We start from the raw sequence: 19,636 nt of genomic DNA on the forward strand, positions 1-19,636 counted from the left end.
GAGGTGGTCGGTCAGGCCGTGGCGGGGACCGGGTCGGCGGCCCAGGCGCTGGGCTGGTCACCGCTGGTCCCGCCCAGTTCAGCGCGGACCCTGGTGACGAGCGCGTCGGTGGACAGCCCGTACCGGTCGTGCAGGGTGGGCAGGGCGCCGGCAGCGAGGAACTCGTCGGGCAGCGCGACGGGGACCACGCGGGCCCCGACCCCGGCGAAGGCGAGCGTCGAGGCGACGGACTCGGCCAGTCCACCGATGACGCTGTGGTTCTCGCACGTGACGACCAGCCGATCGGTGCGCGCCGCGCGCAGGATCGCGGCGGTGTCCAGCGGCTTGATGGTCGGCACGTGCAGGACGGCGACGTCGACGTGGTCGGCCGCGAGCCGCTCCGCGGCCTGCAGCGCGCGCATGGTCATCAGGCCGGTGGAGATGAGCACGACGTCCCGACCGGTGCGCAGCTCGGCGGCCTTGCCCAGCTCGAAGCGGTAGTCGTACTCGTCCAGCACGGTGGGCACCGCTCCGCGGAGCAACCGGAGGTAGGTGGGCCCGGGTGCGGCCGCGAGTGCCGGCACGGCCTGCTCGATGTCCACCGAGTCGCACGGGTCGACGATGGTCAGGTTCGGGCAGCCGCGGAGGATCGCCAGGTCCTCGGTGGCCTGGTGACTGGGCCCGTACCCGGTCGTGAGCCCCGGCAGTGCGCCCACGACGTTGACGTTCAGCCCCGGCTCGGCGATGTCGAGGCAGAGGAAGTCGTAGGCGCGCCGGGTGGCGAACACCGAGTACGTGGAGGCGAAGGGCACCAGGCCCACCTCTGCCATCCCGGCGGCGGCGCCCAGCATGACCTGCTCCGCCATCCCCATCTGGAAGAAGCGGTCGGGGTGGGCGTCGCGGAAGACGTGCATGTCGGTGTACTTGGCCAGGTCGGCCGACAGCCCGACGATCTCCGGGCGCTCCTCGGCCAGGCGGTTCAGCGCATGCCCGAAGGGGGCGCTGGTGGTGCGTTGCCCCGGGTCGGCGAAGGAGGCGATCATCGCCGAGGTGGTGAGCTTCTTGCGGCGTGCGGTGCTGGTCATCGGGCCAGTCCTTCCTGGAGCTGGTCGCGGGCGATCTGCCATTCGGCCTCGTCGACCCGCATGAAGTGGGCCTTCTCCCGGTTCTCGAGCAGCGGCACGCCGCAGCCGATGCGGGTGTCGCAGATCAGCACCGACGGCGAGCCGCGGTGCCTCCGGATCTCGTCGAAGGCGGCGACGAGCACGGCGACGTCGTTGCCGTCGACCCGCAGCGCGTGCCAGCCGAAGGCGCGCCACTTGTCGACGAGCGGTTCGGTGCGCAGCACACCGGCGGTGGGGCCGTCGGCCTGCAGGGCGTTGACGTCGACGATCGCGGTCACGTTGTCCAGGCCGTGGTGGGCGCAGGCCATCGCCGCCTCCCAGGTGGACCCCTCGTCCAGCTCGCCGTCGGAGAGCAGGTCGAACACCTGCGCCTCGTTGCCGAGGTGCCGCAGGCCCAGGGCCATGCCAGTGGCCACCCCGAGTCCGTGGCCGAGCGAGCCCCCGGAGATCTCCATGCCCGGCGTGTAGGACGCCATCGCCGACATGGGCAGCCGGGAGTCGTCGGAGCCGTAGGTCTCCAGTTCCTGCAGCGGGATGATGCCGGCCTCGGCCATCGCGGCGTACGCGGCGATCGCGTAGTGCCCGATGGAGAGCAGGAAGCGGTCCCGGTCGCGCCAGTGCGGGTCCTCCGGCCGGAAGCGCAGCTGGTCGGTGTAGACCACGGCGAGGACGTCGGCCACGCCGAGCGCCTGGCCGATGTACCCCTGCCCCTGCACCTCCCCCATGTCGAGTGCGTTGCGCCGGATCCGGGAGGCGGCCTGGCGGATCCGCTCCACCCGCTCGGACCGCTGGTCCGTGCCGGCCGGGGCCTGCGGTGATGAGAGTGCGGTCATGACGTGCTCCTCGTCGTCAGTGGGGTCAGTCCGTCGCCGAGTCGGTGATCAGCTGCCGCTGGTCCGACGCGGTCCGCGGCTGGGGGGCCGCGCCGGGTGTGGTCGGAGCGGAGAAGCTCCGCTGGAGAGCGGCGACCTCGTCGCGCTCGGCCCGGCCCCAGGTCTCCGGCGTGAGCAACGCAGCACCCAGCCCGAGGAGCCCGTAGGACATGAAGAGCAGGGCGGGGCCGACCCACCCGACTCCCGCGTACAGGGCGGTGGCGACCAGCGGGGTGAACCCGGAGACCACGGCGGACAACTGGTAGGCCAGCGAGGCACCGGTGGTCCGGGTCTTCGTCGCGAACAGCTCCGGGAACCAGGCCCCCTGCACGCCGGCGAGGGAGTTCTGGCAGACGGCGTAGCTGACGATGAAGGCGAGCACGATCGCCGTGGCCACGCCGGTGTTCACCACCAGGAACAGCGGGACGCTCCAGAGCAGGGTGGCCGCCGTGCCGAACATGTAGACCGGCCGGCGTCCGATGCGGTCGGTCAGCGCACCCCAGAAGGTGGTGGCGAAGATGCCGATGCCGGCCGCGACCATGAGCGCGGTGAGGGTCACCGGGCGGTCGGCCAGGTCCTCCTTGGACAGGTAGGAGAGCAGGAAGGTCACCGACACCGCGTAGCCGGCCGTTTCGGCGGTGCGCAGGCAGAACGCCCGGACGATGTTCCGCCAGTCGTTGCGGATCACCTCGGCGAGCGGGTTCTTCGAGACCTCGCCCTCCTCCTTGAGCTCCTCGAACTCCGGGGACTCCTCCAGCTTGAGCCGGATGAAGATGCCCACGGCGATGAGCAGGGCGCTGAGCAGGAAGGGCACCCGCCATGCCCACGTGCCGCCCAGCGGAACGCTGATCAGGAACGCCAGGTTCGCCAGCAGCAACCCGACAGGGAAGCCCGCCTGGGTGATCCCGGTGTAGAGCCCACGCTTGCGCCACGGCGCGTGCTCGAAGCACATGAGGATCGCGCCGCCCCACTCGGCGCCGAACGCGAGCCCCTGGACCACCCGGACCGCGACCAGCAGCACGCCGGCCCACACGCCGACCTGGTCGTAGGTCGGCAGGCACCCGATCAGCACGGTGGCGATGCCCATGAGCAGCAGGGACCCGACGAGGACCGGCTTGCGGCCGATCCGGTCGCCGAGGTACCCCCCGACGATCCCGCCGAGGGGGCGGACGGCGAACCCGATGCCCAGCGTCGCGAAGGACAGCAGCGTGCCCGACAGCGGGTCACTGGCCGGGAAGAACGCGTCGTTGAAGTACAGGGCCGCGGCTGTGCCGAAGCCGATGAAGTCGTAGGTCTCGATCGTCGCGCCGATGGAGCAGCCGACAGCGACCTTCTTCTTGGTCGGGGTGCCGTCGATCGGGTGCCACTCGGCCACCTCTGCGAGAGGGGAGCCACGGTCGGGGACGTGCCGTTCGGTCATGGTGACCTCCGGGTGAGCGCTGGACATGGGTTCCAGTGGCCGCTGGTGTTGACTGTTAACAGTCAACTGGCAACGAGTGTGGGAGGTCAACGTCACAGTGTCAAGGGTCACCGTGGACCCTCGTCGGGCGCACGGTCCCCCGGGCACGCGCGCAGCCGGGTTCCGCCAGGTCGGGGCCGCGGCCCGACCTCCGCGGTCAGGAGGCCGACAGCTCGCTGTGCCGCGGCCGGGGCGGGGGGATCAGCCCTGTGAGGGCGACGAGGCGAAGTGCTCTGCAGCCGCGGCCATGTGCTCTTCGACGACGGCCACGGCTGCCGCCACGTCGCCGCGCTCGATCGCGTCGATGATGGGCGCGTGCCGGTCCCGGGCCATCATGGGCGCCTGCCAGGCCGCGCCGTTGAGGATGGCCACCCGCATCCGGCCCTCCAGTCGTTCCCACGCCTCCACGAGCATCGAGTTGCCGGCCAGTCGACACATGAGGAGGTGGAAGGCGAGATCGGCCTGGATCCGGGCGCTCACGCTCTCGTGCTCGTCGGCGAGGTCGTCCAGCGCCTTCCGGAGCGCGCCGACCGCGGACTCCCGAGCCGGCGAGGAGATGATCTCCCGGACGGCCAGCGACTCGAGGGCGGCCCGCACCTGGAAGAGCTCCCGCACCTCGGCGGCGGTGAGGCTGCTGACCCGCAGCATCCCCCGGTTGCCGGTCGTCGCCAGGCCCTCCTGCTGGAGGTGGCGGAGCGCTTCGCGCACCGTGCCCCGGCTGACACCCAGGGCACTGGCCAGGTCCACCTCGCTGAGGTGGTCTCCGGGGCGGTACTGGCCGGACAGCACGGCCGCGCGCAGCGACTCGAGCGCCCGCTCGCGCAGCGTGCGCGGGTCCAGGCTCGCCAGCGGCTCCACGGTCATGACCGACCTCCTCGTGTGCCCGCCAGCCTAGCGGTTGGGTGTCGACCGGTAGGTGTCAACTCACGACAGACCTCCCCCGGTCGGGCCAGCAGCCCTGGGGCGAGCAGCACCGAGCGCCGCCTGCGCGGTCGAGGTCAGCTCCGCCGGAGGAGGTCGGCGAGGACACCCACGTCCGCCAGGTCCAGGTGCGGGCGCTCGTGCTCGGGCCGGTCCGCGAAGGACCGGGCGTGCCCGATGCCGGTGTGGACGGCGACGGCCAGCGCACCGCCCCCGAGGGCCATCGGCACCTCGAGCTCCGGGTCGTCGCCGACCACGGCGACCTCGTCGGCGGCCACCCCCAGGTGTCGAGCGGCCACGTCCAGCGCCTGCACGGAGGGCTTGCCCACGACGGTCACCTCGCACCCGGTGACGTCGCGGACGACGGCGCTGATCGCGCGGGACGAGCCCAGCGTCCGCCCCTCCGCGGTGGCGAAGTACGGCGACTGTGAGGCGCTGTAGAACGCCGCGCCGGCCGACACCGCCTCGACGGCCGCCTCCAGCGACTCGAAGGTGAGCTCCTGCCGGTACCAGCCGGCCAGGACGGCGTCCGCGGTGGTCCGGGGCAACGGCGGGAGGGCCTCGATCCCGGCGGCCTCGAGCGGCTCGGTGATGCCTTTGCCGCCGAGCACCATGACCCGCCGGTGCCCGCGCCGTCGGAAGACCTCGACGGCGGAGGTGGCCGGGGTCAGCACGACGTCGTCGGGCAGCGGAAAACCTGCTTGCAGCAGTGCGTCGGCGCACTGCTGCGGCGTCTTCACGGTGCCGTTGGTGAACACGCAGAACCGCAGGTCCAGTTCGGTCAGCAGGCGCACGAACTCGACGGCTCGGGGCAGAGGGCGGATCCCTCGGTTGTTGCGGTCACCGAGAACCAACGTGCCGTCCATGTCCAGGACGAGACCGCGCACCCGTCGCAGTCGGTCCAGCACGGCGGGAGTCGCAAGGGGTTCAGACATGGGCAGGGCCATCTGCGCGACGGTGCACGAACAGGCGCAGATCGGGCTTGCCGACTGCCAGGTCGTGGACGGTCTCCCGCTGACCCAGCTCGCGTAGCAGGGTCAGCACCGGTGCCATGCCCGGGTTGAAGTGCTGCGGCGCCGGACCGGCAGCCACCATCGCGTCCACCTGCTCGCCGGGCATGTGCGCGCGGAGCAGCAGCTCCTCGTCGCTGATCCCGCGGCCGAACTGGCGACGCAGCTCCTCCGGCGACGGTGGCGGCGGTTCTGCCTGCAGCTCGCGGGCCCGCGGCCGGTCGAGGATCCGGTCCAGCACCTCCGGGGTGATCGGCGCCGTGGGTCGGCCGAACCCGCCCATCGCGTACCGGATCACCTGGTCGGAGACGTTCGCGTACCGCTCGCCCATGACGTTGAACAAGGCCTGCGAGACGACCATCTGCGGGAACGGCGTGACCATGATCGGGAAGCCCAGCTCGGCGCGGACCTGGCCCACCTCCTCGACCAGGCTCTCGAAGCGGTCCTCCATGCCGATCTCGTGGAGCTGCCGCCGGGTCGTCGTCATGACCCCGCCGGCGATCTGGTGGTGCAGGAACGCGGCGTCGAAGTCCTGCGGCCGCCCGACCGGGAGTTCTTCCACCGCGGCCAGCCGGTCGAAGAAGTCGCAGGCCAGGCCGAGAGCGCGGTCGTCGATGTCGACGCGGTGGCCCATCTCGCGCAGGTTGGCCACCGTGCGGCGGGCCTCGGGCAGCGACGAGCCGTTGCCCAGCGGTCCGCAGCCGGTCTGCACGACCTCGACGCCCAGCTCCGGCGCGATCGCGTAGGTCTGCGGCGAGAACCCGATGGTGGCGTGCGAGTGCAGCTCCAGGGCCGTCGACCCCAGCGCCGCCTTGACCGCCGGCAGCAACGTGCGGGCCCGCTCGGCGGACAGGATGCCCGCCGGGTCCTTGACGTACACCCGGTCGATGTCCGCGCACTCGGCCATCTGCCGGGCCAGGTCGGCGTAGAAGGCGTCGTCGTGCACGGCGCTGATCGAGAAGACCAGCGCCCCGACGACCTCGTCGATGCCCGCCCGCTTCAGCCGGCGGGCGGTCTCCCGGGCGGCGTCCATGTCGTGCATCGGGTCCAGCACGACCACGCGGTCGATGCCGTTGACGGCGAGCCGGTCGTAGACCAGCTGCATCGTCTCGGGATGCGCGTTCTGCCAGCTGATGAAGCGGAACCCGGTGCCGATGAACTGCAGCTTCGTCCGGGGCATCAACGCCCGGGTGCGCCGGATGAGCTCCCACGGGTCCTCCCGATGGGTACGCACCAGCATGCCCATCGCGGTGCTCGACGAGTAGTCCAACGCCCGGAAGCCGACCCGCTCCAGGAGTGGGGCGACCTGCAGCACGTGCGCGCTGCGCAGGCCGGTGGCGCCCCACAGGCTCTGGTTCCCGTCCCGCAGCGAGACGTCCACCATCCCCACGTCGGCCATCAGGCCACCTCTCCCAGATGGGGCTGGTGCGTCTGCAGGAAGCGCTCGAAGAAGGCGGTGTCCACTCCCCCGGCGGCGAACTCGGCGTCGGCCAGCAGTGCCTGGTGCACCGGCACCGTCGTGGTCACGCCGTCGATCCGCAGCAGGTCCAGCGCCGCCTGCGCGCGGGCCAGGGCGTCGGCACGGTCGACGCCGTGCACGATGAGCTTGCCCAGCAGCGAGTCGTAGTACGGCGGCACCACCGAGCCGCCCTGCACGTGGGTGTCCACCCGCAGCCCCTCACCGACCGGCAAGACCACCCGCTCGATCCGGCCGGGTGACGGTCGGAAGCCGTGCGCCCAGTCCTCGGCGTTGATGCGGCACTCCACCGCGTGCCCGGTGAGCACCACGTCCTCCTGCCGGATGCGCAGCGGCAGCCCCTCGGCGACGGCGAGCTGCTCGGCGACCAGGTCCAGCCCGGTGACCATCTCGGTGACCGGGTGCTCCACCTGGATGCGGGCGTTCATCTCCAGGAAGTAGAAGGTCTCCCGTTCCCGGTCGTAGAGGAGCTCGACCGTGCCCAGCCCCCGGTACCCCAGGTGGACCGCCAGGGCCAGCGCCGCGGCCACCATCCCGGCACGGGCCGTGTCGGGGAGCAACGGGGCCGGTGCCTCCTCGAAGAGCTTCTGGTAGCGCCGCTGCACCGAGCAGTCACGGTCGCCGAGCGCGACAGCCGAGGAGCCGTCGCCCAGGACCTGCACCTCGACGTGCCGACCCGAGGACACGAACCGCTCCAGGTAGACCCGCGGGTCCCCGAACGCGGCGGCGGCCTCCGAGGTGGCGAGGTCGAGGGTGTGCGCGAGCTCGTCCGCGGAGTCCACCCGCTTCATGCCGCGGCCACCACCGCCCCCCACCGCCTTCACCAGCAGCGGGTAGCCGACCTCGGCCGCCACGGCCCGCGCCCCCGCGAGGTCCACCGCCTCGCCCCCCGGCACCACCGGGAGCCCGGCGGTCAGCGCGTGCGAGCGGGCGGTCAGCTTGTCGCCGACCGCGTGCAGCGACTCGACCGACGGCCCGACGAAGACGATCCCGGCCGCCTCGCAGGCCAGCGCCAGCGAGGGGTTCTCAGAGAGGAACCCGTAGCCGGGGTGCACGGCGTCGGCGCCCACCGCCTGCGCCGCCCGCACCACCGCCGCCGGATCCAGGTAGGACGCCGCCGCCGGCGCAGGGCCGAGTCGCACCACCCGGTCGGCCAGCCGGGCCGGCAAGGAGTCGAGGTCCGCGTCCGAGGCAGCCAGCACCGACTCGATGCCCAGCCTCGCGCAGGTGCGGATCACCCGGGCGGCGATCTCCCCGCGGTTGGCGACCAACAGCCGGTGGATCCTCACTGTGCGCCCTCGCCCGGTCCCGCCGTGCTCGATGCCGGGTCCACGACGAGGAGAACTGCGCCGGCAGCGGCGAACTCGCCGTTGACGGCCCGGCACTCGACCACCGTGCCGAGGACCCCCGCGTGCACGGGGGTCATCATCTTCATCGTCTCGATGACGCCGACGACGGTCTCCTCCTGGACCCGGTCACCGACGTCGACGTACGGCGGCGCACCCGGCTTCGGGGCTCGGTAGAAGGTGCCCAGCAGCGGGGGGCGCACCGCCACCAGTCCCTCCGCCACGGCAGCCCGCGGCGCGTACGGCTTGGTCTCGGCAGGAGGTTCGGCGCCGCCCTCCACCACCGGTCGACGCAGCACCCGCTGTTCCGCCGTCCAGCCGGCCGCGCCCTCGCGCCGCACGGTCAGGGTGAGGTCGGCCAGCTCCAGGTGCAGCTCGTCCAGACCGCTGGAGTCGAGCGCCTTCAGGACGTCACGGACATCGTCGGGACTCAGTTCCACGTCATCCCTCCGACGGGCGCTTGCCGCCCAGCATGTTGAGCACGTGGTCGAATGCCCGCGCGGTCGGCGCGGCGACCCTCGCGCGGTCCTTCTCTGCCCACACCGTCTCGGGTCGGCTCTGCAGCAGGAGCACGTTCTCTCCGACCGGCGCCGACCGCGACACCGCCCATTCGATGTCCTGGGGCGAGCCGTAGTGCGCCTCCACCTTTCGGGCGATCGCGACCAGCTCCGCGATCTCGGCGTCGCTGATCGACGGGACGTCTTGCAGCTGGCCGGGCACGTCCGATTCGATGACGCCCTGGCCACCTGTGTCGGGTTGGTGCCAGCGCGTCTTGGTCGCCACCGTCCGCTTGGTGATCTCCCCGGTCACCTTGCTGACCACGAAGGAGTCGGGCGTGACGTCGCCGCTGACCACCGCCGACCCGAGGCCCCAGCTCGCGTCGATCGCAATCACCGATCGGTCGCCGGTGAGCGGGCTCCGGGTGAACATGACGCCAGAGCTGAGGGAGTCGACCATCCGCTGGACGACCACCGCCATGGCCAGGTCCTCCTCCGGGATGTTGCGACGGAGCCGGTAGGTCACCGACTCGACGCTGTACAAGCTCGCCCAGCACCGGCGCACCTGCTCGACCACCTCGTCGCCGCCGCGCACCCACAGGTAGGTGTCCTGCAAGCCGGCGAAGCTGGCATCGGCGGAGTCCTCGCTGGTGGCGCTGGAGCGCACCGCGACCGGAAGCCGCTCGTTCCCCGCCCCGGCACAGAGCTCGCCGTATGCGGAGGTCACCGCCTCCACGACCGCTCCGGGCAACGGCGCTGATTCGACCACGGCTCGCAGGTCGGCGCAGGCAGCGGCCACGGCCGCAGTGTCAGCCGGGTCCAGCGCCGTCACCCGGGGGCCGAGGTCGAGGGCGGAGACCGCCGACCGGAAGGCCGCCGTCGTGACCACGAACCCCTCGGGCACCCGGATGCCGGCGCGCATCAACTCCCCGAGGCTCGCGCCCTTGCCGCCGACGGATGGAACGTCCTCGATGCCGACGTCGGCGACGCGCAGCACCGGTCGGGTCGTGGTCATGCCGATCCCTCCCGGGCGATGATGGTGACGATGCCGCGGTCACCGTCGACCCGGACACGGTCGCCGGTCCGGATGCGGAAGGTGGCCTGTCCGGTGCCGACGACGGCGGGCATGCCGTACTCGCGGGCCACGATGGCCGCGTGCGACATGGTGCCGCCGATGTCGGAGACCGCGGCGGCGATCTTGCCGAACACGGGCCCCCAACTGGGTGCGGTGACCGGACAGACGAGGACCTCGCCCTCGCGGATCGAGCCTATGTCGTTGACGTTGGCCAGCACCCGGGCCACGCCCTCGACGATGCCGGGTGAGGCCGCGTAGCCCTTGACCGTGTCCTCGTCGTCCTCGTCGTCTCCCAGCCAGGTCTGGACGGTCTCGTCGGTGACTCCCCAGAGCATCTTCACGGCGGGGTCGTTGAGCGCCTCGGGCACCGGGCCCAGCGCGGGTGGCGGTGACCAGCCAGCCAGCGCCTCGACGATGCGCTTGCGCTCGGCGACGATCGGCTGCCAGTGCCGGGCGCCGAGCTCGGCGCCGCCCGAGGCCCAGGCGAGCATCACGTCGGCGAGGGCGTCCTCGACCTCGACGTGCCGCAGGTGGAAGACGTCGTCGGCGGCGAGCAGCACCCCCCGGTCGGCCAGCAGCTGGCCGAAGGCCCGGATCTTCTGGAAGAACCGCGTGGTGAACCAGTGCTCGCAGTAGAACTTGTGCGACTCGATGTAGGGGAACACCTGCCGGCACAGGCCGAGCATCTGGTCGAAGGCAGCCTGCTCCTCGTCGCTGCCGAGCAAGGCCCGGTACTCGTTGGCGATCCGCTCGCGCTCCTCGGCCAGCCGCTCGGTCGGGCGGGTGAGGTCCACGCCGGCCGCGATCTGCTCGACGTAGCGCGGCAGGGCGGCGAAGGGGATGGTCAGGTCGTCGGCCCAGGACAGGTGGTGGTGGTAGAAGCCGTCACCGACCGAGACGTTGAACCACGGGTCCTTGGCGGCCTCGAGCGCGGCCAGCCACCGGGCGCCGGCGTCGCCGCGCTCCCCCAGCGCCGCGAGCACCTTGGCCGGGTCGGAACCCTCGACGAACAGGTCGGCGAGATCGAGGTCGACGGCCAGCGCGGCGAGCTTCTTCAGCTCGTCGTCCGGGCGGTACATGGTGACGTCCATGCCGGCGACCATCCGGGCGACCATCTGGTCGCCCATCTCCGGGAAGGCCTGCTTGCAGAACTCGAAGAAGACGACGTAGGCCCCGTAACCGAGCATCAGGAACTCGGTGTGGTGGTGCCACATCTTCGAGTACAGGTCGATGCAGCGGTGGAACTCCTCGCGGAGGAGGTGGTTGGAGGCGAAGCCGCGGCCGCTGGTGACCACCTCGATCGGGTCCAGCTCGCCGAGCTCGGGCACCTCGACGGACTCGATGTCGGCGATCAGCGCCTCGATCCGCTGCTGCCACCCGACGTAGAGCCGGTCCCAGTTGGCGTAGTAGTGGCCGGCCCGCTCCTGGAACTCGCCCAGCCGCCGGCCCTGCTCGGCCTCGTCGAGCACCGGGTTGGCGGTGATGTAGACCCGCCCGTTGACGATCCGGTACTCGATGCCCATCGTCGTCGGGAACGAGAAGAGCCGGGCGGTGTTCGCGCCGATGGCGGTGTAGGGGATCTCCGAGGTGATGCCGTCGAACGCGGGCACCACCTCGGGGAAGTGCATCGAGTTGTAGAACCAGAAGCGCTGGTCGTCCTCGGGCTGGAAGCGCGAGAAGTACGGGTACATCGCCTCCCACCCCTCGGCGCCGGGCACGGCCTCGAGCTGGGAGGGCAGGGGGAACGAGCGCTCGGTCATGGTGCTCCTCATCGGGGACAGCGCAGGGTCAGAGCCGGTAGTCGGACTGGGTGCGGGCGTACTCGGCGATGTCGGCGAACCGGTCCGGGTCGGCCATCGCGCTGGGGTCGGCGACGTCGGCCGGGGCGGCACCCAGCAGCAGCCGGCGCACCGGGACCTCCATCTTCTTGCCGCTCCGGGTCAGCGGGATGGCGTCGACGGCGATGATCGCGTCGGGCACGTGCCGCGGCGTGCACTCCGCGCGCAGGCTGCGGCGCAGCCGGTCGACGAGGTCGGCGTCCAACTCCTGCCCGGGGGACAGGACCACGAACAGCGGCATGAAGAAGCCGCCGTCCGGGAGGTCGAGGTTGACCACGAGTGAGGTGCGGACGGCGGGGTCGTCCTCGACCACCCGGTAGATCTCGGCCGTGCCGATCCGCACGCCCTGCCGGTTGAGGACGGCGTCGGATCGGCCGCGGACGAAGCAGCCGCCGCGTTCGTTGACCTCGAAGAAGTCACCGTGCCGCCACACGCCCGGGAAGGTCTCGAAGTAGCTGCCGCGGTACCGGGCGCCGTCCTCGTCACCCCAGAAGAACAGCGGCATCGACGGCATCGGCGCCGTGATGACGAGCTCACCGACCCGACCGACGACGCTGCGCCCCTCGTCGTCCCAGGCCTGTGCGGCGACGCCGAGGGAGCGGGCCTGGATCTCGCCGGCGTACACCGGGAGCGTGGGCACGCCACCGACGAAGCCGGTGCAGCAGTCGGTGCCGCCGCTGCCGGTGGCGATCGAGAGGTCGTCCTTGACGTCGGTGAAGAACCAGCGGGTGATCGCCGGGGCGACCGGGGAGCCGGCCGGCATCACGACGTCCAGCGCGGAGAGATCGAAGCGCTCCCGCGGCACGACGCCGGCCTTCTGCATGAGCTCGACGAAGGTGGGGCTCGCACCGAACAGCCGGGCGCGGCTGTCCTGCGCGATCCGCCAGAGCACGTCGACGTCCGGGTGGCTGGGATTCCCGTCGTAGAGCACCGGCACCGCCCCCACGAGGGGCATGGTGAGGAGGAAGTTCCACATCATCCAGCCGGTGGTGGTGAAGAAGAAGGCGCGGTCGCCGGGCCGCAGGTCGTGGTGCAGGACGTGCAGCTTGAGGTGCTCGAGCAGGATCCCGCCGTGCCCGTGCACGATCGCCTTGGGCAACCCGGTGGTGCCGGAGGAGAACAGCACCCACAGGGGTGCGTCGAAGGGCACCTGTGTGAACTCGAACTCCGCGGCGGGCACCGGCGGCCCGGCGAGGACGTCGTCCCAGGGGGTGCCCGGCTGGTCGAGGCCGAGCACCGGGACGTGCACGACCTCGCGCAGGCCGGGCAGCCCGGCCACGATCTCGGCCACCTCACCGCGGCGGTCGAAGTCCCGGCCGCCGTAGCGATAGCCGTCGGCGGCCAGCAGGACGGCTGGTTCCAGCTGGCCGAGGCGGTCGAGCGCGCCCCGGGCACCGAAGTCGGGTGACACGCTCGCCCAGATCGCCCCGACACTGGCCGTCGCGAGCATCGCGACCATTGCTTGCGGGATGTTGGGCAGGTAGGCCACCACCCGGTCGCCGACGCCGATCCCACGTGACCGCAAGTGGGTGGCGACCGCGCGCACCTGCTCGGTGAACTCCTCCCAGGGCAGCTCCCGGAGACCGGAGGTCTCGTCGGCGAACAGCAGCGCCGGTGTGCCGGAGCGCTCGTTGCGGAGCACGTGCTCGGCGAGGTTCAGTCGGGCACCCGGGAACCACCGGGCGCCCGGCATGACGCGCTCCTCGAGGACGGCGGTGTGCGGCGCCGACGACCGGACCTCGAAGAAGTCCCAGATCGCCTGCCAGAACTCCTCGAGCTCGGTCGTAGACCACCTCCACAGGGTGGCGTAGTCGGCGAACCGGCGACCGGTGCGCGCCTCGGCGAAACGGGTGAACCGGGTGAGGCGGGCGTCCTCGACCCGCGCGGCCGACGGCGTCCAGAGCAGGTCCCCCTCCCGCGGCGAGGTCGGCGGCAGATCGCTCTGCGGCACGTCGGTCGGTGCGGGGGGAACCGGCATGGCCAGACAGTGGCGCAGGCCGCGTGTGACGGGCAACACTGTGCTGGCTGCTTTTCACCCTGCGAAACGCAGCGGCCGGGCGGGAGGGGCAGCGTGCGGGAGTACCGGGTCAAGCCGATCGAGTCCCTCGGCCGGGGCCTGCAGGTGCTCCAGGTGCTGCAGGGGATGCGGGCGGCCAGCCTGCACGACCTGCACCTGGCCACCGGCATCCCGAAGCCGACGCTGACCCGCATCCTGTACACCGCGCACCAGCACGGGCTGGTCTGGCAGCGGATGGTCGACGGCGCGTTCCTGCCCAGCCACACGCAGCGCCGGCGGGAACCCGACAACGACGAGTGGCTGGTCGAGATCGCCTCCCCCGTGCTCGACGAGCTGTCGCGGCGGCTGCAGTGGCCCTCGGTGCTGTCGGTGCCGCGACTGGAATACATGGAGACGCTGGAGACGAACAGCTCGCGCACCTACTTCGACGAGCTGCCCCGCCGGCCACGCGGCTTCCGGGTCAACATGCTCGGCTCGGCGTCGGGTCGGGCCTACCTCGCGTTCTGCAGCGACCAGGAGTTCGACGCGGTGATCGCCCGGCTCCGGCAGAAGGACGTCCCGGCGCACCGGCTCGCCTTCGACGACGAGGCGCTGCGCACGCTGGTGGCGACGACGCGCGAGCGCGGCTACGGCGTGCGTGCGCCCGACTTCGGCGGGAACTACCACCGCCCGCGTGCGGAGACCGACGACGGCCGGTCGTCCATCGCGATGCCGGTGCGGCTGGACGGCCGCGTCGTCGCCGCGATCAACCTGACCTGGCGGCGGCAGGTGCTGTCACTGACCGGGATGGTGCAGCGCCACCTCGTGGACCTGCAGGACGCCGTGCGCGCGGTCGAGGACCGCGCTCGGGCGGCCGGGTTCGACAGCACGGGCTGACGCGTGCCGCCGGGCGCTGCCGCCCGGGAGTCGGGGGGACGCCCCTCCCTCGTCACCCGGAGGGGGTCCCGGCGCGCAGCCGTCGCCGCCCTCCCGCCCGCGGCCGGTGCCCGGTGACGGCGTCCCCCGCCGTCCGGGACAGCAGCAGCGCCTCGACGAGGGGCAGCACCAGCAGGACGGTGAGCAGGACGAACGCGATGCGGAAGGCGTCGTCGGCCCCGTCACCGGTGGCCACCGCACCGCCGAGGCGGACCAGCAGCGCGCCCACGGCCACCCCGAGCCCCGCGCCGAGTTCCTGCAGGGTGGACATCAGCGGGTTGGCCGCGCTCATCCGGTCCGGTGCGACGTCGGCGAAGGCACTGCTGTTGTACGCGGTGAGCCCGATCGAGCGGAACACCCCGCTGACGACCAGGAGGCCGAGGAGGAGCGGCAGCGGGGTCGACGCCTGGAGCAGGACCATCGCGAGCAGGCAGACCGCCGAGCCGGCGATCGCCCCCAGCATCACCGTCCGGATGCCCAGCCACCGCATGAGCCGGGTGGTCGTGGGCTTGACGGCCACGTTGCCCACGAACAGCGCGATCACGACCGCGCCCGCGCGGGCGGCGGTCCAGCCGAGACCGAGCTGGAAGAACAGCGCCAGCAGGAACGGGATCGCGGTCATCACCGCCCGGAAGCCGGACCCGCCGAGCGCCGCGACCCGGAAGGTCTCGATCCGCAGCGCCTGCAGGTCCAGCAGCGGCCGGCGCGCACGCCGCAGGTGGTGGACGGCCGCGGCGAGCCCGACCGCGCCGCCGCCGAGGCCGAGGGCGACGACGCCGCCGTCCGGTCGGGTGGACCCGAGGGCCTCCATGCCGACGACCAGCGCCGCGACGCCCCCGGCGGTGAGCAGGAAACCGCGCCAGTCCAGGCCGGCGGTCCCCGCACCCCGGTCGTCGGGGACGAGCCGGCGGGCCAGCACCAGGGCGGCCACGCCGAGCGGCAGGTTGACCAGGAAGATCCAGCGCCAAGAGGCGTAGGTGGCCAGCACCCCGCCGAGCACCGGCGCGACGACCGGCGCCGCCAGCGCCGGCCAGGTCAGGTACGCGATCGCCCGGACCAGCTCGGACTTCGCCGTGGTGCGCAGCACGACCAGCCGCCCGACGGGCACCATCATCGCCCCGGCCGCCCCCTGCACCACCCGGGCCGCGACGAGCAGCGGCAGGCTGGTGGCCGCGGCGCAGCCGACCGAGGCGAGCGTGAAGCCCGCGATCGCGGTCGTGAACACCCGCCGGGTGCCGAACCGGTCGGCGAGCCAGCCGCTGATCGGGATCAGCACGGCGAGGGTCAGCACGTAGGCGGTGATCGCCACGTTCACCGAGACCGCCGGGACGCCCAGGTCGCTGGCGATGTGCGGCGCGGCCGGGGCGATGACGGTGCCGTCCAGGAACTCCATGAACGACGCGCCGGCCACGAGCAGCGCCAGTCCACGGCGGAGGCCGCCCGGGCGCTCGGCCACGGCCTCCTCCCCCGCCTCCGCCGTCCCCTCCGCACCCATCCGGACGATCCCCCCGCTCCGTGCCGCCGATCGGGTCCACCCTGCCAGGGTGGCCGGGACTCCCTGTCCACCCTCTCCGGGACGGAGCCGGGGTCCGCGGGCGTTCGAGCGCACCCGCGGGGTCAGGCGTCCGACGTGGACGCGTTCCCCACCGCGGCCAGCAGGTGGTCCCGGAGGGCGACGGCGTTGTCGTGCTCGGTGTCGCGGGCGGCGTACAGCAGGGTCACGTCGCCGGCCCGCACGGCCTCGACGAGCGGTCGCCAGGTCGCGGGGCGGTCGTCCAGCTCGGCCGTGCAGCGCCGCCGGAACTCCGCCCAGCGGGACCGGTCGTGCCCGGACCACCGCCGGAGCTCGTGGCTGGGGGCGACGTCCGGCAGCCAGGCGGTCAGCCGGAGGGAGTCGCGGCGCACGCCGCGGGGCCACAGCCGGTCCACCAGGTACCGCGCTGCACCGTCGTCCGGGGCCGTGTCGCGGACGCGGGTGACCGTGATCACGCTCATGGCGTCCGCCGCCCCCCGGTCCCGGGGCACGCCGCCCGGTGACGGTCATGCCGCCGAGCCGCCGGCCGCTGGCGGGCTCACCGGGGGGTCGCCCGGTCCCGGTCGACCCGCGAGTGCCGTTCGAGGAAGCGGTACGCCTCGGTGGTGTCCACGCCCGGGGAGGTCGACGACCCGGTGGAGGTCAGGCTGGACGCAGTGGGCAACGTGGCGAACAGCGAGGCGTTCAGCCGCGGTGTCGGCAGGGCCCGGCCGGCCCAGCGCTGCGCGAGCGCCGGCGGTGGCGTGCGGCAGCAGCTCTCGTCCGGGCAGGTCGAGGTGAACCGCTGGTCGGCGTCCATGCCGCGGAACCACTTGGCGTGCGCGAAGGACGTGCCCACGGACAGCGAGAACGCGCCCCGCCCGGTGGTCTGGATGCTGGAGGTGCACCAGTAGGTGCCACCGGGCTTGTCGGTGAGCTGGTGGTACGGGCTGAACCGGTCCTCCACGGCGAACACCCGCCGGGCGGCCCACCAGCGGCACACCACCTGGCCCTCGACGGTGCCGAGGGGGTCGCTGGGGAACTGCACGTCGTCGTTCTCGTAGGCCTTGGCGATGGTGCCGGACTCGTGCACCTTCAGGAAGTGCACCGGGATGGAGAGGTGCTCGGTGGCCAGGTTCGTGAACCGGTGGGCCGCGGTCTCATAGGTGACGGCGTAGGCGTCGCGCAGGTCCTCCACCGAGAGCTCCCGGCGTTCCTTGGCGGCCTTCAGCAGCGGCACGGCCGTTGCCTGCGGCACGAGCAGGGCGCCGGCGAGGTAGTTGCTCTCCACCCGCTGCCGGAGGAAGGTCTCGTAGTCTTCCGGCGGGCTGTGCTCCAGGACGGCGCCCGCCAGTGCCTGGAGGAGGGTCGACCGGGGGTCGCGCCCGGCCTCTGACTGCCGTGGCAGGTAGATCCGCCGGCCTTCCAGGTCGGTCAGGCTGCGCGTGGAGGCGGGCAGGTCGCCGACGTGGTGGATGGTGAACCCGAGGTGCCCGGCGAGGTCCGCCGCGACCCGCTGGGACAGCGGGCCGCCGGGGTGACCGACCGCCTCGAGCAGGGTGGCGGCGATCGTCTCCAGCTCGGCCAGGTGGTTGCCGTGCCGCCGCATCTCGGCCCGCAGCGCGGTGTTCGCCCGGCGCGCCTGCTCGGGTGTCGCCGCGCGCTGCTCGTGGACCTTCTCCAGCTCCCTGAGCAGGGCGAGGACGGTCTCGATGGCCTGGTCGGGCAGCGCCTTGCGCACCGCCAGCGGGGCCAGGCCGAGGGAGGTGAACAGCGGGCTGCGCTGCGCCCGTTCCAGGGCGATCTCCAGCTGGGCGCGCCGCGACCGCGGTGCCTGCGACAGCAGGTCGGCGAGGTCGGTGCCGAGCGCTCCGGCGAGCGCGTGCAGCTCGCCCACCCGCAGTTCGCGCTTGCCGTTCTCGACCATCGACAGGTGCGACGGTGCCCGCCCCAGCTGGGCGGCCAGCTCGCCGAGGGTCAGTCCCGCCGCGGCCCGCAGCTCGCGGATCCGCCGTCCGACCACCAGCGGGTCGTACTCCTCCGTCATCGCGCGGATGTTCCTGGATCGAGAAGAACGCGTCAACTTCTCCTCCGCAGGTGCTTCTGGGCGGGTCGGGCGCCCAGCAGGCTCGTCCCAGCACGTCGATCCCGCAGAACGAGGAGCCCCCGAGATGAGCCAGCACCCCACCCGCGCCGGCGACGCCGTCGAGACCGCCACCGACCTCGCGTTCGCCTGGCAGACCGACCCCCGCTGGGCCGGCATCCGCCGCGACCACACCGCGGAGGACGTCGTGGCCCTGCGGGGTCCGGTGGTGGAGGAGCACACGCTGGCCCGCCGCGGCGCCGAGCGGCTGTTCGAGCTGGTCCAGGCCAGCGATGGCCAGGAGTGGGTGTCCGCGCTCGGCGCGCTCACCGGCAACCAGGCCGTGCAGCAGGTCCGGGCCGGCCTGAAGGCCATCTACCTGTCCGGCTGGCAGGTCGCCGCGGACGCCAACACGGCCGGGCAGACCTACCCCGACCAGAGCCTCTACCCGGTGGACTCCGTCCCCTCGGTCGTCCGCCGGATCAACAACGCACTGCTGCGCGCCGGGCAGGTCGAGGCGGCCGAGGGCGGCGACCGGCGGGACTGGATGGTGCCGATCGTCGCCGACGCCGAGGCCGGGTTCGGCGGACCGCTGAACGCCTACGAGCTGATGCGCTCGATGATCGCGGCCGGCGCGGCGGGCGTGCACTGGGAGGACCAGCTGGCCTCGGAGAAGAAGTGCGGTCACATGGGCGGGAAGGTCCTGGTGCCCACCGGCCAGCACATCCGGACGCTGAACGCCGCCCGGCTAGCCGCCGACGTCGCCGGGGTCCCCTCGATGGTCATCGCCCGCACCGACGCCCTCGCCGCGACGCTGCTGACCAGCGACCACGACGAGCGCGACCGCCCGTTCCTCACCGGCGAGCGGACGGCGGAGGGCTTCTACACCGTCCGCAACGGCCTGGACCCCGTCATCGCCCGCGGCCTGGCGTACGCCCCCTACGCCGACCTGATCTGGGTCGAGTCCGCCACTCCGGACCTGGGACTCGCCCGGCGCTTCGCCGAGGCGGTGCACGCCGAGTTCCCCGACCAGAAGCTGGCCTACAACTGCTCGCCGTCGTTCAACTGGAAGAGCCACCTGGACGACGACCAGATCGCCTCGTTCCAGCGCGAGCTGGCCGCCATGGGCTACGCCTTCCAGTTCATCACGCTGGCCGGCTTCCACTCCCTCAACCACTCGATGTTCACCCTGGCCCAGGGCTACGCCGAGCGGCAGATGAGCGCCTACGTCGAGCTGCAGGAGGCCGAGTTCGCCTCCGAGGCCACCGGCTACACCGCCACGCGCCACCAGCGCGAGGTCGGCACCGGCTACTTCGACCGGATCGCCGCCGCGCTCAACCCCGCCAGCTCCACCCTCGCCCTGGTCGGCTCCACCGAGTCCGAGCAGTTCCACTGACCCGCTCGCCCCACGCCTCGCCCAGGAGAACTGCCATGACCACGCTGCACGCCCCTCCCTCGCCCGTCCACCACCGGGGTCTCCCGGCTGAAGCGCAGCTCCTGGCCGTTGCTG

The 19,636-nt window shown here is 72.5% G+C and carries 16 protein-coding genes; 2 read left to right on the top strand and 14 right to left on the bottom strand.

The genetic code is table 11. The features are described from left to right. Positions 1-11: 11 nt before the first annotated feature. From FHL80_RS04590 to FHL80_RS04640, 11 genes are all read right to left on the bottom strand, one after another. Complete coding sequence (locus tag FHL80_RS04590; RefSeq protein ID WP_138732273.1) at positions 12-1,064, bottom strand: transketolase family protein; 1,053 nt, start codon at positions 1,062-1,064, stop codon at positions 12-14. Next, the gene (locus tag FHL80_RS04595; protein WP_138732274.1) at positions 1,061-1,936 is read right to left on the bottom strand and encodes a transketolase; all 876 of its coding nucleotides are present in this window, start codon (positions 1,934-1,936) and stop codon (positions 1,061-1,063) included. The genes FHL80_RS04590 and FHL80_RS04595 overlap by 4 nt, the downstream gene beginning before the upstream one ends. Before the next feature lie 25 nt (positions 1,937-1,961). Beyond that, positions 1,962-3,395, bottom strand: coding sequence for an MFS transporter (locus FHL80_RS04600; RefSeq protein WP_138732275.1), 1,434 nt, complete (start codon positions 3,393-3,395; stop codon positions 1,962-1,964). A gap of 240 nt (positions 3,396-3,635) precedes the next feature. Then, complete coding sequence (locus FHL80_RS04605; RefSeq protein ID WP_216870419.1) at positions 3,636-4,298, bottom strand: GntR family transcriptional regulator; 663 nt, start codon at positions 4,296-4,298, stop codon at positions 3,636-3,638. A 134-nt stretch (positions 4,299-4,432) separates the two neighbouring features. Further along, complete coding sequence (locus FHL80_RS04610; RefSeq protein WP_138732276.1) at positions 4,433-5,290, bottom strand: HAD-IIA family hydrolase; 858 nt, start codon at positions 5,288-5,290, stop codon at positions 4,433-4,435. Next, positions 5,283-6,764, bottom strand: a complete 1,482-nt coding sequence (locus FHL80_RS04615; RefSeq protein ID WP_138732277.1) for a biotin carboxyl carrier protein — start codon at positions 6,762-6,764, stop codon at positions 5,283-5,285. The genes FHL80_RS04610 and FHL80_RS04615 overlap by 8 nt, the downstream gene beginning before the upstream one ends. Continuing rightward, entirely contained in the window at positions 6,764-8,113 is a 1,350-nt protein-coding gene (locus tag FHL80_RS04620) for an acetyl-CoA carboxylase biotin carboxylase subunit (RefSeq protein ID WP_246078455.1), read from the bottom strand. The genes FHL80_RS04615 and FHL80_RS04620 overlap by 1 nt, the downstream gene beginning before the upstream one ends. A 14-nt stretch (positions 8,114-8,127) precedes the next feature. Then, positions 8,128-8,628: an acetyl-CoA carboxylase biotin carboxyl carrier protein gene (locus FHL80_RS04625; protein ID WP_138732279.1), complete on the bottom strand. Its 501-nt coding sequence runs from the start codon at positions 8,626-8,628 to the stop codon at positions 8,128-8,130. A gap of 1 nt (position 8,629) precedes the next feature. After that, positions 8,630-9,700, bottom strand: coding sequence for a PEP/pyruvate-binding domain-containing protein (locus tag FHL80_RS04630; protein WP_246078456.1), 1,071 nt, complete (start codon positions 9,698-9,700; stop codon positions 8,630-8,632). Continuing rightward, positions 9,697-11,520 carry a PEP-utilizing enzyme gene (locus FHL80_RS04635; RefSeq protein WP_138732281.1) on the bottom strand — a complete coding sequence of 608 codons (1,824 nt, stop codon included), beginning with the start codon at positions 11,518-11,520 and terminating at the stop codon, positions 9,697-9,699. The genes FHL80_RS04630 and FHL80_RS04635 overlap by 4 nt, the downstream gene beginning before the upstream one ends. Before the next feature lie 28 nt (positions 11,521-11,548). After that, positions 11,549-13,576 (bottom strand): acetoacetate--CoA ligase, encoded by a 2,028-nt coding sequence (locus tag FHL80_RS04640; protein ID WP_138732282.1) that lies wholly within the window; start codon positions 13,574-13,576, stop codon positions 11,549-11,551. A 93-nt stretch (positions 13,577-13,669) separates the two neighbouring features. On the opposite strand from FHL80_RS04640, the gene FHL80_RS04645 reads away from it, so the two are divergent. Beyond that, positions 13,670-14,491 carry an IclR family transcriptional regulator domain-containing protein gene (locus FHL80_RS04645; protein ID WP_138732283.1) on the top strand — a complete coding sequence of 274 codons (822 nt, stop codon included), beginning with the start codon at positions 13,670-13,672 and terminating at the stop codon, positions 14,489-14,491. A gap of 52 nt (positions 14,492-14,543) precedes the next feature. On the opposite strand, the gene FHL80_RS04650 is transcribed toward FHL80_RS04645, so the two are convergent. The 3 genes from FHL80_RS04650 to FHL80_RS04660 form a co-directional block, all read right to left on the bottom strand. After that, complete coding sequence (locus tag FHL80_RS04650; protein WP_246078457.1) at positions 14,544-15,986, bottom strand: MFS transporter; 1,443 nt, start codon at positions 15,984-15,986, stop codon at positions 14,544-14,546. 161 nt (positions 15,987-16,147) lie between these two features. Next, positions 16,148-16,525, bottom strand: coding sequence for a DUF488 domain-containing protein (locus FHL80_RS04655; protein WP_138732284.1), 378 nt, complete (start codon positions 16,523-16,525; stop codon positions 16,148-16,150). A gap of 77 nt (positions 16,526-16,602) precedes the next feature. Next, positions 16,603-18,090: a helix-turn-helix transcriptional regulator gene (locus FHL80_RS04660; protein WP_138732285.1), complete on the bottom strand. Its 1,488-nt coding sequence runs from the start codon at positions 18,088-18,090 to the stop codon at positions 16,603-16,605. A 124-nt stretch (positions 18,091-18,214) separates the two neighbouring features. On the opposite strand from FHL80_RS04660, the gene aceA reads away from it, so the two are divergent. After that, positions 18,215-19,522 (top strand): isocitrate lyase, encoded by a 1,308-nt coding sequence (gene aceA / locus FHL80_RS04665; RefSeq protein WP_138732286.1) that lies wholly within the window; start codon positions 18,215-18,217, stop codon positions 19,520-19,522. The last annotated feature ends 114 nt before the right edge of the window (positions 19,523-19,636 follow it).

The organism is Modestobacter excelsi (assembly GCF_005930495.1).
Taxonomy (GTDB): Bacteria; Actinomycetota; Actinomycetes; order Mycobacteriales; family Geodermatophilaceae; genus Modestobacter; species Modestobacter excelsi.

What these genes read in the sequence shown, in the direction of transcription:
- FHL80_RS04590 (WP_138732273.1), bottom strand. Translation starts at nt 1,064, where the DNA reads ATGACCAGCACCGCACGCCGCAAGAAGCTCACCACCTCGGCGATGATC.
- FHL80_RS04595 (WP_138732274.1), bottom strand. Translation starts at nt 1,936, where the DNA reads ATGACCGCACTCTCATCACCGCAGGCCCCGGCCGGCACGGACCAGCGG.
- FHL80_RS04600 (WP_138732275.1), bottom strand. Translation starts at nt 3,395, where the DNA reads ATGACCGAACGGCACGTCCCCGACCGTGGCTCCCCTCTCGCAGAGGTG.
- FHL80_RS04605 (WP_216870419.1), bottom strand. Translation starts at nt 4,298, where the DNA reads ATGACCGTGGAGCCGCTGGCGAGCCTGGACCCGCGCACGCTGCGCGAG.
- FHL80_RS04610 (WP_138732276.1), bottom strand. Translation starts at nt 5,290, where the DNA reads ATGTCTGAACCCCTTGCGACTCCCGCCGTGCTGGACCGACTGCGACGG.
- FHL80_RS04615 (WP_138732277.1), bottom strand. Translation starts at nt 6,764, where the DNA reads ATGGCCGACGTGGGGATGGTGGACGTCTCGCTGCGGGACGGGAACCAG.
- FHL80_RS04630 (WP_246078456.1), bottom strand. Translation starts at nt 9,700, where the DNA reads ATGACCACGACCCGACCGGTGCTGCGCGTCGCCGACGTCGGCATCGAG.
- FHL80_RS04635 (WP_138732281.1), bottom strand. Translation starts at nt 11,520, where the DNA reads ATGACCGAGCGCTCGTTCCCCCTGCCCTCCCAGCTCGAGGCCGTGCCC.
- FHL80_RS04640 (WP_138732282.1), bottom strand. Translation starts at nt 13,576, where the DNA reads ATGCCGGTTCCCCCCGCACCGACCGACGTGCCGCAGAGCGATCTGCCG.
- FHL80_RS04655 (WP_138732284.1), bottom strand. Translation starts at nt 16,525, where the DNA reads ATGAGCGTGATCACGGTCACCCGCGTCCGCGACACGGCCCCGGACGAC.
- FHL80_RS04660 (WP_138732285.1), bottom strand. Translation starts at nt 18,090, where the DNA reads ATGACGGAGGAGTACGACCCGCTGGTGGTCGGACGGCGGATCCGCGAG.
- aceA (WP_138732286.1), top strand. Translation starts at nt 18,215, where the DNA reads ATGAGCCAGCACCCCACCCGCGCCGGCGACGCCGTCGAGACCGCCACC.